Annotated in this window: 10 protein-coding genes; 3 read left to right on the forward strand and 7 right to left on the reverse strand. The window is 46.0% G+C overall.

Annotated elements, in window-relative coordinates; all coding sequences use genetic code 11:
- Positions 1-24 precede the first annotated feature (24 nt).
- The 4 genes from SHAL_RS18265 to cobA are packed head-to-tail and all read right to left on the reverse strand — an operon-like array spanning position 25 to position 4,996.
- Positions 25-1,749 carry an SLC13 family permease gene (locus SHAL_RS18265; RefSeq protein WP_012278594.1) on the reverse strand — a complete coding sequence of 575 codons (1,725 nt, stop codon included), beginning with the start codon at positions 1,747-1,749 and terminating at the stop codon, positions 25-27.
- A 2-nt stretch (positions 1,750-1,751) separates the two neighbouring features.
- Positions 1,752-3,191, reverse strand: a complete 1,440-nt coding sequence (gene cysN / locus SHAL_RS18270; protein WP_012278595.1) for a sulfate adenylyltransferase subunit CysN — start codon at positions 3,189-3,191, stop codon at positions 1,752-1,754.
- Between the two features lie 48 nt (positions 3,192-3,239).
- The gene (gene cysD, locus SHAL_RS18275) at positions 3,240-4,148 is read right to left on the reverse strand and encodes a sulfate adenylyltransferase subunit CysD (RefSeq protein WP_012278596.1); all 909 of its coding nucleotides are present in this window, start codon (positions 4,146-4,148) and stop codon (positions 3,240-3,242) included.
- A 26-nt stretch (positions 4,149-4,174) separates the two neighbouring features.
- Entirely contained in the window at positions 4,175-4,996 is an 822-nt protein-coding gene (cobA, locus tag SHAL_RS18280; RefSeq protein ID WP_012278597.1) for a uroporphyrinogen-III C-methyltransferase, read from the reverse strand.
- Between the two features lie 413 nt (positions 4,997-5,409).
- On the opposite strand from cobA, the gene SHAL_RS18285 reads away from it, so the two are divergent.
- From SHAL_RS18285 to SHAL_RS18295, 3 genes are all read left to right on the forward strand, one after another.
- A complete protein-coding gene (locus SHAL_RS18285; RefSeq protein ID WP_012278598.1) occupies positions 5,410-6,375 on the forward strand; it encodes a phospholipase A in 966 nt (321 codons plus the stop codon).
- 81 nt (positions 6,376-6,456) lie between these two features.
- Positions 6,457-7,974: a hypothetical protein gene (locus tag SHAL_RS18290; RefSeq protein WP_012278599.1), complete on the forward strand. Its 1,518-nt coding sequence runs from the start codon at positions 6,457-6,459 to the stop codon at positions 7,972-7,974.
- A gap of 96 nt (positions 7,975-8,070) precedes the next feature.
- Positions 8,071-8,931, forward strand: a complete 861-nt coding sequence (locus SHAL_RS18295) for a PA4780 family RIO1-like protein kinase (protein ID WP_012278600.1) — start codon at positions 8,071-8,073, stop codon at positions 8,929-8,931.
- Between the two features lie 125 nt (positions 8,932-9,056).
- Here SHAL_RS18295 and SHAL_RS18300 read toward each other — a convergent pair whose 3' ends face one another.
- The 3 genes from SHAL_RS18300 to SHAL_RS18310 all read right to left on the reverse strand — a co-directional run bounded on the left by SHAL_RS18300 (position 9,057) and on the right by SHAL_RS18310 (position 11,978).
- Positions 9,057-9,605, reverse strand: a complete 549-nt coding sequence (locus tag SHAL_RS18300) for a peroxiredoxin family protein (protein ID WP_012278601.1) — start codon at positions 9,603-9,605, stop codon at positions 9,057-9,059.
- A gap of 121 nt (positions 9,606-9,726) precedes the next feature.
- Positions 9,727-10,149, reverse strand: a complete 423-nt coding sequence (locus SHAL_RS18305) for a DUF3010 family protein (RefSeq protein WP_012278602.1) — start codon at positions 10,147-10,149, stop codon at positions 9,727-9,729.
- A gap of 104 nt (positions 10,150-10,253) precedes the next feature.
- Positions 10,254-11,978 (reverse strand): hypothetical protein, encoded by a 1,725-nt coding sequence (locus tag SHAL_RS18310; protein WP_012278603.1) that lies wholly within the window; start codon positions 11,976-11,978, stop codon positions 10,254-10,256.
- Positions 11,979-12,308 lie beyond the last annotated feature (330 nt).

The raw sequence follows: 12,308 nt of genomic DNA on the forward strand, positions 1-12,308 counted from the left end.
ACATAAAAGAACTGCACAACAAGCTTAAAATGGGAAAAACAACGGAACTAATAACACTACAATTGCTGAATACAACAGCGACAGCGGTAAGCCCAATCGAACAAAATCACTAAAACGATAATTACCCGCGTTATAAACCATTAAGTTAGTTTGATAACCGTAGGGTGAAATAAAGCTGGCGCTGGCGCCAAACACCACAGCTAAAATAAACGGCCGAGTATCGACGCCGTAACTGAGCGCGATAGCATAAGCCACCGGAAAAGAGAGCGCCGCAGCGGCATTATTGGTGATCAGCTCCGTCAGCAACAAGGTCATCAAATATACCGCCACAAACGCCGCAAATACCCCGTAGCCATTAATCGCCCCTAAAATAAATGAGGCGATATCATCGGCAAGTCCGGTTGATAGCATCAAGTTCGCCAAGCTTAATGCGCTGCCAACGATGACCACCAGCTCAAACGGAAAACGACGCTTTAGCTCAGATAGGCTAACCGCACCTATAGCGATATAGCTCAGCAACAGCAGAAGCAGTCCCTTCACTAAAGGCAAAACACCGGTCAAACTCGCTAAGATGGTAATTAAAAAACCCGCTAGCACCCAATGGCTACGGCGAGAATCCAGCCTAACACTTAAATCTAGGCCACTCACCGCGGCGAACTCTGATGCCAACTTAGTATTACTGATAAAACTATCACCTGGGGTGATTAACAACACATCGCCCGCTTGCAGCGCTATGTCACCTAAACCGCCTTTAAGTGGATGGTGCCCGCGACGAATTGCCAAAACGGCGCCATCGAACTTTTCTCTAAAGGTAGACTCCTTTAATGAGCGCCCAACAAGGGTTGAGCTAGGAGCCAATACCGCTTCAATCAAGTTTTGGCCTTTAGCCTGTTGCTTACCAAACCATTCAAGGCCATCAAATTGATGCAGCAGTTCAACCGACTCCACCGCGCCACTAAAGCGCAGCACATCTTCACTCTGCAAGACTAAATGCGGCGGTACCGGACAGATACGAATTCCGCTGCGTTCAAGCTCAACTAAGTACAGCTTTTTAAGCGCGCGCAAACGATTATCTTGTACGCTCTGGCCTATCAGTTGTGACTCTTTAGCAACCCGAGCTTCGAGTAAATACGGCAGGGTCTCATCAGCAGACTCTTCCCGCCTATCGGGTAACCAGTTAGCTAACAACACCAATAAACCCACGCCCGAGATAACAATAACAATGCCGATTATAGAAAACTCAAAGAAGCCTAAAGGTACTAGGCCTGCGTTTTCTACAAATGAATTGACGATTAAGTTAGTCGAGGTGCCAATAAGCGTTAGCGTTCCACCTAGAATTGCCGCATAAGATAAGGGTAGTAACAGCTTAGCTGGCGCATGGGCTTGGTTACGGCGCACCACACCTATGAGTGAGGCCACCACCGCGGTATTGTTAGTAAACGACGATAATATCGCCGTCGAGAAACCTAGCTTAGCCATGGTCGATGCGAGCGAGCCACGCCCCACCACTTGGCTTAACTTGCCCAGTAATGAGGTTTTCTCTAGCGCTGCCGTCGACATGATCAGCAGCACTAGGGTGACTAAACTGGCATTGGTAAAACTTGCCAGTGCCGTTTCAAGCTCGACCATTCCCAGCAAGTAGGTGGTTAACGACGCAATAAAAAATAGCGCTGCAGGTGTCCATAGCCCCGCCATCAAGGCGGCGACTAAGGCAAATAATATGCACGACAACACCCACAAATCGGCCATAGCTAGCCCTCAACCTTGCTAATATCTATCGCTTGCCAGTGAGGATATTGCTTGCGAATTAATGCATTCAGCTCCAGTTCAAATTTACTGTATTGCTGAGCCGTTTTTTGCACTTTGCTGCTCGATACAGCCATCACAGCTGCAACAGTCGCGTTAGATAAGCGATCGATTAAGATCATGCCGCCGGTATCGCGGATTAAGCTGTATGGGTCGATAGCAATCGACTCATTAAACTCAAGTGTGACTCGCGCCATATCGTTAAGGCAAATACTGCTGCTGTCATTGCACTCTAAGGTATTAACATCGACAACATATTCAATTTTTACCACGCTGGCTTGCAGCTTTTTACCTGCAACTTTAAGATCGTAAAGCTGGCCTAGCTGCAGTGGCTTTTCATCCATCCAAGCGATATCGGCGCTAACATGGTTAGCCAGTGCAGGTGGATTATCGACTTGCGATAACAGATCGCCCCTTGAGATATCAATTTCATCTTCAAGAGTTAAGGTCACCGCTTGGCCTGCAATCGCTTGCTCAAGCAAGCCATCGAAGGTCACGATACTGGCAACTTTACTGCGCTTGCCCGATGGCAGAGCCACCAGCTCGTCACCGACGTTAATCACACCCGATGCTAACGTGCCTGAAAAACCACGAAAATCGAGATCGGGACGCTGCACATATTGCACCGGGAAACGTACAGGTAAGCTGTTAAGCTCACGGCGAGTATCGATAGTTTCTAACAGCTCTAACAGCGTACCGCCGCTATACCAAGGGGTTTGACTGCTGGCATCAACCACGTTGTCACCTTTAAGCGCTGACAGCGGCACATAGCGAATATCGATATCAGTTAACTGCTCGGCAAAGGCTGCAAACTCGGCTTGAATGTCGTTAAAGACTTTCTCATCAAACCCGAGTAGATCCATCTTGTTGATAGCAACAACAAAGTGGCGAATACCTAGCTGTGATGCAATAAATGCATGACGACGAGTTTGAGTTTGTACGCCATAGCGCGCATCGACTAAGAGCACGGCCAAATCACAGGTAGAGGCGCCCGTGGCCATGTTACGCGTGTACTGCTCATGACCCGGCGTATCGGCAATAATAAACTTACGTTTGTCACTGGAAAAGTAACGGTAAGCCACATCGATAGTAATGCCCTGCTCACGCTCCGCTTGTAAGCCATCAACCAGCAGTGCTAAGTCGATCTCTTCACCTGTGGTGCCCACTTTAGCGCTATCATTTTTAAGGCTCGCCAATTGGTCTTCATAAATTTGGGCGCTGTCATGCAACAAGCGCCCAATCAAGGTACTCTTGCCATCGTCAACACTGCCGCAAGTTAAGAAGCGTAATAGCCCTTTATGCTGCTGCAATGACAGGTATTCTTTTACCCCTAAATCTTCAAGTTCTGCCGCCAGGCGCGCGTTGTTATCTACTGCTTGATTCATAATAATTCCTTCGAATTCTTAGTCCATATTCATCACGGATGGGTACGCTTAAAAATAGCCCTGACGTTTTTTCAGTTCCATCGATGCACTCTGATCTGAGTCGATAAGCCGCCCTTGGCGCTCACTCGAGCGGGTCAGTAGCATCTCTTCAATGATCTTCTCTAAGGTGTCAGCCTCTGAATGCATCGCACCGGTTAATGGGTAACAACCTAAGGTTCTAAAACGCACAAGCTCCTGTTTGGGCTGCTCACCTTCAGCGAGCGGCATTCTGTCGTCATCAACCATAATCATCATGCCATCACGCTCTACAACGGGACGTTTCTGGGCAAAATAGAGCGGCACTAGCTGGATGTTTTCTTGATAGATGTACTGCCAAATATCGAGTTCAGTCCAGTTAGATAACGGGAACACACGAATGCTTTCGCCCTTATTCACCGCACCATTATAGGTACGCCAAAGCTCTGGACGCTGATTCTTAGGGTCCCAAGTATGGTGCTTATCGCGAAACGAGTAGACGCGCTCCTTCGCTCGAGACTTTTCTTCATCGCGGCGTGCGCCCCCAAAAGCGGCGTCAAAACCGTACTTATTCAGCGCCTGCTTTAACCCTTGAGTCTTCATGATGTCAGTGTGCTTAGCACTGCCATGCTCAAAGGGGCTAATCCCCATCTCTAAGCCTTCAGGATTTTTATGAACCAGTAATTCAAAGCCAAACTCTTTCGCCTGCTCATCACGAAAGGCGATCATCTCTTTAAATTTCCAGTCGGTGTCGACATGGAGCAAAGGGAAAGGGATTTTTCCTGGGTAGAATGCTTTGCGAGCCAGATGAAGCATCACCGAAGAGTCCTTACCGATGGAATACATCATCACTGGATTATCAAACTCAGCCGCCACTTCACGAATGATTTGAATGCTCTCAGCTTCCAGTTGTTGCAAATGGCTTAACTCTTTCGCGGCCATGCTAATTCTCCGTATTCTTCAATCAATTATTTTGTTATTTCGGCTAACTCAGGATCATTGAGCTGGCTGTTCTGTGTTTTAGGCGTAAACCAATTAAGGCTATCGGCGAGCTCGACGACCTCGCCAATGACCATTAAGGCGGGCATCATCAAATCTGGGTGGCTGGCAAGCTCATCAAGGTTATCTAGGTTACCGATAAAGGTTTGCTGCTCGACAGTCGTAGCTTTCGATACGATAGCAACGGGTGTTTGTGGCTTTCGGCCCGCATTGAGCAGACCTTGTTTTATGAGCCCTGCATTTAAAATACCCATGTAGATCACTAACGTATTGTTCGGGTTTGCATAACCTTGCCAATCCATTGGGCGGCTCTCAAGCTTGCAGTGGCCAGTAATAAAGCTCACCCCTTGGGCATAATCTCTATGAGTTAACGGAATACCGGCATAAGCAGCGGTGCCACTTGCCGCCGTGATCCCTGGGACCACTTCAAACTCGACGCCAGCGTCCACGATGGTTTCTAGCTCTTCACCGCCGCGACCGAAAATAAAGGGGTCCCCCCCTTTTAAGCGCACCACGTTTTTACGGGTGTAGGCCTTAGTGACCAATAGCTGATTAATCTCGCTTTGCGCGGCGCTATGCTTACCCGCACGCTTACCCACAACGATCTTCTCGGCATGCTTTGGGATAAGCGCGAGGATTTCATCACTGACCAGCGCATCGTAGAGCACGGCATCGGCACTTTGCAGTACGCGATAGGCTTTTACCGTCAGTAGATCGACATCACCAGGGCCTGCGCCCACTAGCCATACTTTCCCTACAGCGGCTTGACCGGGTAAAGCTACAATCTCCATCACGCTACCTCACTCTAATTCGTTACAGTGAAATATAGCCGCCTGCTTATTCCATAATAAATAGATATTTATTACCTTTTATAACTTTTAGTTATTTAAGAGGTGTTCGGGCTTAGATTGAAGTGGGGCTATCTTATGTAACGCCTTGTATAAAAAGCGTTAAATTCATTTAGGTGATTAGTTTATTATGCAGAGTTAACACTAGGGTGATTTTTAGCACTAAGTTATTGCATTTAGATCTAATCTGGACACTATTTTGGATTAAGAAATATGAGCTTGTTCCAAATTACTCCAAAGCAAAAACGATAGCCACTCAGTTACTAATTTGCTAAACAACTGTTAATGCAACATTCTGCTAGGTAGAATCTTGCACATAAGAAGACAAAATTGCTTAGATAAATTCAGGGAATACGATGAACAAATTTGCTGCGCTACTCTTAGCCTCAGGCTTGTGCTGTTCTTTTAGCCTTTATGCTCAGAGCGAGGCTCAAACCAGCAAGAGTGAAGAAAGCGAAACTGAAGCAAGTAAAATCAGTATTGAAGTAACGCCTAAGACAAAGGTGTCTCTGGTTGATAAACGGATCTCGGAAGAAAGCGCGACTGGTGAGCTTCCTTACGTCATTACGCCCCATAAAGTGAACTATATTCTGCCGGTGACCTATAGCAAATCACCCAATATGGCCCCCTTTGCAGATGAAGCCGCCGAGCATCCCTTCACCTTAGATAACATGGAAGCCAAGTTTCAAATCAGCTTTAAGTTTCCACTTTGGCACAATGTCTTTGGTGACAACGGCCACCTGTTCGCGGCTTACACCAACCAATCCTATTGGCAGGTATACAACAAAGATATCTCCTCACCGTTTAGAGAAACCAATCACGAACCAGAGATCTTCATGATCTTTACCAATGACTGGCAACTGGGACCGCTGAAAAACTCTTTTTGGGGCTTTGGCGCCGTGCATCAATCCAATGGCCAGTCAGGGCCTAAGTCCCGCAGTTGGAACCGTTTGTACGGCATGATGGTATTCGATAATGGCCCCTTTGCTCTCGAAGCTAGAGCATGGTGGCGTATTCCTGAAGATGAAAAAGAGACTCCTGACTCTCCAAAGGGCGATGATAACCCAGATATTACCGATTATATGGGTAACCTAGAGCTCACTGGCGTATACGGCCTCGATGAGCATAGATTTACTCTTATGGTGCGTAACTACATTCAAAAGCCTAACTATGGCGCACTGGAGTTCACCTGGAGCTATCCTATTCTGGGTAACTTAAGACTTTATACTCAATATTTTAATGGCTACGGTGAAAGTTTGATCGACTACAATGTACATAACCAACGCATAGGTATCGGGGTTTCGATTAACGACATCTTGTAGTCGATCACTTAGCTCGATATCAAAAACGTCTATAGCAGGCTTTAAGTAAAGCGCTTTAAGCCTGCCTGTACAGGGATGGTTATGACTTTGAGTTATAAGGGTACCATTAGCATTTTCGCACTACTCATTTGCGTGAGTAGTGCCCAACTCATCTACCTATCTCTCCCCTCCAGCTCAAGCATAACCACCCTAAATCACAGACAGTATCGGCAAGATATTGACGCCTTTATTGATGCAATTAAGCAGCACTCAGCCTTTGCCGCCATGGAGCCTGAGCGTGTAACCGCTATCACAGAGGCAAGCCACGCACTGCTGCAGTCAGCGACTAACAGCAATGATGCTGCGCGATTAGAGCTGCAACTGTTACAGCTACTGAGTCAACTTAACGACCCCGGCGCCTCAGCTCAGCGGCCTATAAACGGCGTGTACGACACTAACCGTCAGCTGCAACTCCCAATAGAGATACGCTTTGATGGCCAATACTGGCACGCATTTTACCAAGATGGAGCAATGCTTGAGCCAGATTTTCCTTACCTGACGCATATCGATGGACTCCCCATGATACGCTGGGTTGAGGCAAGCCAGGGCTATCTTGCCGACTCAATAAAACTATCGACTCAGGCGCAAAGCACTTGGATAAGACAGATCGCAAGATTAAGGCTCGATATTGGCCTTAGTGATAGAGATGAAACCCTAATAACTCTGAGTAATGGGGAAGCTAATCTGCAATACCCTCTCAAGCTAACACGAAACCAGCGGCATGCTGCAAAGGTAACGCCATTAGAAGCTAATGCCTTAGAAGCTAATTCCTTAGAAGCTAATAGCCTAGAAGCGAGCAAGCCCCAAGGTGTAGTCCGCCTAAGCACAAATATAGATTTAACCACCATCACTGAGCTCTCAAAGCAATTAGCGCAACTAAGCACCGAGCATGGTTCGCCGCTTATTATCGATATCCGCGCAATTAAGCAGCCGCAACCCTTGCTTATGGCTTGGCTGTTTAGCCAGTTTTCTCAACAAAATAAGCCGCAAAGTATCGGCTTATTACAATACAAGCGCTTTGCGACATCTAGAGCCGATCAACTGCCGAGGCATTACATACCGATGTCAAAGTTAAGCTTTTTTGAACAAGCAGCGCTAAATAACCAAGGGTTTGATACTCGTAAGGGTCCAACATCAGCATTTAGCGATTACCTAGTACGTCGATATAATCCAAGAGTGGATGATAAAAGCCAGCAGCAGACTCACCGTCTCAGCTTATTAGTTGATTCTAGTTGCGAGCTAGAATGCGAATGGATTGCCCTCGCCTCACTGCAATGGCCAAGTGTCGAGCTCATTGGTGAAACCACCCGTGGAAGCCTAAGCCCGCGTTATCATGTGACTTTGCCCAACAGTGGCATTGAGGTGCAATTTAGTAAGGCTGTGGTATATGCGCCTTCCGGTCAGCTGATCTCGGGTATTGGCCTTGGCCCTGCAATACAACTCAATCAACTCGATTTTGAAGACAATAATATTGCTGAACTTATCGCAGCCAAGAGATTAGACCGATCCTTAGCGCCATTAAAGGGCACTGTCGCAATCGTTTCCCCAGCCAAACGTTAGCGATTATCTGCTAGCAAATGCTGATTAATGTCATTTTTTTCTATGATAATAAGCGAATTCATTCCATCACCAGGCTAACTAAGGTATAAGGGCCCAATGAAAACCCCAAAACGACTCCAACCTTTGGTTGATGAAGGACTAATTGACGAAGTCATTCGTCCATTAATGAGCGGCAAAGAAGCCGATGTATACATAGTTAGATGTGGCGACGATGTTCGTTGTGCCAAAATTTATAAAGAAGCTGATAAGCGCAGCTTTAAGAAAGCCGTCGAATACCGCGAAGGACGTAAGGGTCGCAACTCTCGTCGAGCAAGGGCGATGGAGAAAGGATCTAACTACGGACGCCAAGAACAAGAGCAGGCGTGGCAAAATGCCGAGGTCGATGCACTGTTTCGTCTAGCTAATGCTGGCGTACGTGTGCCTACGCCTTATGGCTGTTTCGATGGTGTGCTACTAATGGAGCTTATCACCGATGAAGCTGGCTATGTCGCGCCACGACTTAACGATGTCACTCTGAGCGCCGATATGGCCATAGCGCACCACGCCATGGTGATGAAAGATGTGCAGCGTATGCTCTGTGCCGGTCTTATTCACGGTGACTTATCAGAGTTTAACGTGTTACTAGACCATACCGGGCCTGTGATTATTGATCTGCCACAAGCGGTCGATGCCGCAGCAAACAATAACGCTAAACGCATGCTACTACGTGATGTGAATAATATGACTCAGTATTATGGTCAGTTTGCACCAGAACTGCTGAGCAGTAAATATGCCCAAGAGATGTGGCTAAAGTTCGAGTCTGGTAAGTTGTCACCAGAGACTGAGTTAACTGGTCAGTTTGTTGAGAGCGAGCAAAGCGCCGATATTGAAGCTGTGCTGGCCGAGATCCAAGCCGCGTTTGAAGAGGAGCAAGATAGAAAAGCGCGGATCCAAGCTGAAACGGAAGATGAGTTTTAATCGCTATCTAGCTATGCAGACTACTGCCATTAATAGCTGATATATACCAAATAAAAAAGCCCTGCAATGTCGCCATTGCAGGGCTTTTGAATCTATCCTTTCTATTCATCTAAAGTCCTTTGCCCTCAAGGAGCTGTTGACTCAGGATTTTCCTTCTCAATATTAAGTTCAGCCAAATTCGCGGCGATATCTTCGGCTGCGGTTTTAGCATTGATATCTTCATCAATCTTTAAAATCTTACCGTCAGTGCCAATGTAGAATGTCACCCGGCTCGCAACGCGAACAAAATTAAGCACATCATATGCCTTAGCGGTCTCTTTGCTAGGATCGCTAAGCATTGGGAAATCGGCTTTTTGCTCACGGGCAAAGGCTTGGTTATCCTCTAAATCATCCACGCTGGCCATCATATACACGGCGTTATACTCACGAATTAGGTGACCCTTTTCGACTAACGACTTACATTCCAAGGTGCAGCCATAGGTATTGGCCATGGGGTACCAAGCCAAAACTAAAGTCTGTTTACCTTTGTAATCACTGAGTTGATAAAAATGACCATCGGTTGCCTGTAACTTAAAATCAGGCGCCATATCACCGACTTTAAGATCTGTTGCCAGAGCGCTCAATGGTAGAAGTAATAACGCTATAAATCCAAATTTTGAAAGCTGTTTAATCATAGTCCTATCGCCTTATCAATTATCCCTGTTTTTTATACCAGTGTTTTTTATTACCTGCGTTTGTAATTACCAGCCTCTTTTATTACCTGTGCCTTCTATTATAAGCCGCCTGTTCTCGCCTCTAGCTCATGCACTCAAATGCTAAGTCGTAGGCTTTACCTAAATCGACCGTTTTAGGCCTATGCAACTTGAGCTCACTACAGCGTTTATCGGTGGCTCGCAGTGTTGCGGGATGAACAAACTCAACCTCGACCTCAACGCTGGCTAAAATGGCACCTTCCATTAAAAAAGTGCCTGCTCCACCCGCACCTTGGCCAGTTGTCGCACGTCGGTTGAGCACTAACTTATCAAGATTATGCTCCTTGATATAGGTCTTGATTAGCGCGATAAACTCACGAGTTTCTACTTGAGTCGGGTTTTTCACTAAGCTAAATTTATTCACCTTAGGCGCGATAACTTGATGAGTATCCCTCGTTCCCGACAAGGTAACCAGTCTCACTTCATTGGCCTTTAAAAATACCCCACAAACGACCTGCTCAGTCATCTTGACTCCAAACAACAATGCTATTGGTAAATAAAAACGTCAGCCTTGATGGGCTGACGCTTGCGATTGCTCATTATGGCATAATACTAATCAGTATAGATGCATTATTCAGTTGAACGCGAGTTCATGTGAGAGTCGATTTCAAAGCCTTTCTGGTCGATATCTAGACTAAACTTAACGCGCATATCATAGTCTTTCATCATCTCTAGATCTTCAGGAATAGGCTCGCCCGTTAGTTCAATAAAGGTCAGCAGAGGCTTAAACATCTTCATGTAATCGGCAGACATCACCATCAAGCCATTATTGACTAAAAGATCAGTCTCTAAGCTATTAGCTATCGCTTCACCTTTATCACCTGCAAACAACACCAAGTGATTACCCTTAATCGCCAATTTAGGTGAGATATTAACTTCTGCAGGCATTGGGATAATCGTATTAAGATCTATTGCGTTACCATTAGCTGATAGCTGAATATTGGCCAACTCAGGTGCAAAAGGCTTCACAAGGTTAAATAGCATACTTGGGTTTTCAGCAGACAGGCTCACTACCGCATCTAAACTTTCAAGCTGTGGATTATCTAAGTCGTCACTGATCTTATAATCGATAAGCGACACTCCTACCCCCTTCACGCCATTTGCCATGCCAGTAAACATGCCTAACATCCCCGGACTCTGCTGGCTCATTTGAGCTTGCATTTCAGCCAAAGGTCCACACTGGTATTCAGGCGTTAACATGTCGTCCCAAATGGCCGTTAATGACGGCACCATCTGATTCACATCAATTCCAAGTCCGAAGGTAAACACATTACTGTCAGTGTCTTGTACATAAGGTGGAATATAACCACGTAGGGTTTGATAGGCATTTAGCAGCACTAGATTATTACTTTCTACTACGGTTCTAAAACCAAATGTGCTTTCTTTATCGGTCACTTTAAGCTCATCATAACCAGCCACAGTCCGCGGCCAGTTATCTGCAATCGATGCCAGTTCCTGCTGACACGCTGGCGTTCTAAGTTCTACCAGAGGGTCTTCTTCAAGCATTTCAAATAGCTTAGATAGCTGACCCGCAAGTTGATTTCCGTCGGTACTGGTTAACGCCGTCACGATCTCTTTATGATTGATGTAGCTGATACCTTCGTTCATAAAGCCATATTTCTTGATGATCTCTTCAATAATATGCGCATCGACAATTGAGTTATCTACTGGCGTCACGCCTAGCGCAGTTTCCAGTAACACAGTTTCACTCAATGAGGTGGTTATTGTTGAGGTTAACAGGCCATCATGGACTGCAAAAATCAAATTAACATGCTCTTTTTCGCTTTCATCTGTGAGCTGATAACTACGGTAATCGACGCCTTTCAGATTGGCATTTGTATGAGTAAAGCCACTTTCAGCCTCCGCTTTATCGAGCAGTGCCCAAATCGCATCGGCATTTGCGACTTCCACTTTAATCACAGGCATCAAGCCAAGCGTATAGAAATAGCTACGAATATTTTCAGCAAGACCAAAGGTTTGAATAAAGGTGCTACCGTCTTTCATCGACGCCATATATGACTTTGCAAGGCTTAATAAGAACTTTGCTCTAGGATCGGTTTCTTGTTTGAGTTCATCTAAGGCCCCAACAGGATACTGTCTGTAGGCCTCAGAAAGTGAGTTGATATAAGACTTGATTGGGAAAGGTTGCAACTGAGCAGAAAAAATCGGGGTATCCGCTGGCACATAGCTTAGTACAGCGTTATCGCTTGTCGACATTTGCGTTGATTGCTGGCTATACCAATATCCACCAGCACCCGCAGCGACAACCACTGCAGCAATAAGCATCTTATTCATTCAAAACTCCATTTGATAATTCAATTAATCCAGTAAAAAAAGCGGCGCAAGATGTTGCAGAATTAATACTACAACATTGTTAATGATTAATACCAATCAGTATAAGAAGTTGATACGAGGTAAAACGAAAAGTCAGTGCGATACAGCGAAGCAAGCGCGAAGGTAGACTGAGTAAATAAAACAAATGCCAGCCCTAAAAACGTAAAAACCCCAGGCAACCTTGCATAACAAGGCTACCTGAGGACAACTCGCTTGATAAGCAGGCGCTAGCAAGCCAATCAAAGCACTCGGATCTCGCGCCCCTTGGCGTCAAGAATCGAGCTTGGTTTA

Source organism: Shewanella halifaxensis HAW-EB4 (genome assembly GCF_000019185.1).
GTDB classification, from domain to species: Bacteria; Pseudomonadota; Gammaproteobacteria; order Enterobacterales; family Shewanellaceae; genus Shewanella; species Shewanella halifaxensis.

Excerpts from the sequence above, each read along its gene's own strand:
- SHAL_RS18290 (WP_012278599.1), top strand. The coding sequence starts at position 6,457 with ATGACTTTGAGTTATAAGGGTACCATTAGCATTTTCGCACTACTCATT.
- SHAL_RS18265 (WP_012278594.1), bottom strand. The coding sequence starts at position 1,749 with ATGGCCGATTTGTGGGTGTTGTCGTGCATATTATTTGCCTTAGTCGCC.
- SHAL_RS18285 (WP_012278598.1), top strand. The coding sequence starts at position 5,410 with ATGAACAAATTTGCTGCGCTACTCTTAGCCTCAGGCTTGTGCTGTTCT.
- cysD (WP_012278596.1), bottom strand. The coding sequence starts at position 4,148 with ATGGCCGCGAAAGAGTTAAGCCATTTGCAACAACTGGAAGCTGAGAGC.
- SHAL_RS18305 (WP_012278602.1), bottom strand. The coding sequence starts at position 10,149 with ATGACTGAGCAGGTCGTTTGTGGGGTATTTTTAAAGGCCAATGAAGTG.
- SHAL_RS18295 (WP_012278600.1), top strand. The coding sequence starts at position 8,071 with ATGAAAACCCCAAAACGACTCCAACCTTTGGTTGATGAAGGACTAATT.
- cobA (WP_012278597.1), bottom strand. The coding sequence starts at position 4,996 with ATGGAGATTGTAGCTTTACCCGGTCAAGCCGCTGTAGGGAAAGTATGG.
- SHAL_RS18310 (WP_012278603.1), bottom strand. The coding sequence starts at position 11,978 with ATGAATAAGATGCTTATTGCTGCAGTGGTTGTCGCTGCGGGTGCTGGT.
- cysN (WP_012278595.1), bottom strand. The coding sequence starts at position 3,191 with ATGAATCAAGCAGTAGATAACAACGCGCGCCTGGCGGCAGAACTTGAA.
- SHAL_RS18300 (WP_012278601.1), bottom strand. The coding sequence starts at position 9,605 with ATGATTAAACAGCTTTCAAAATTTGGATTTATAGCGTTATTACTTCTA.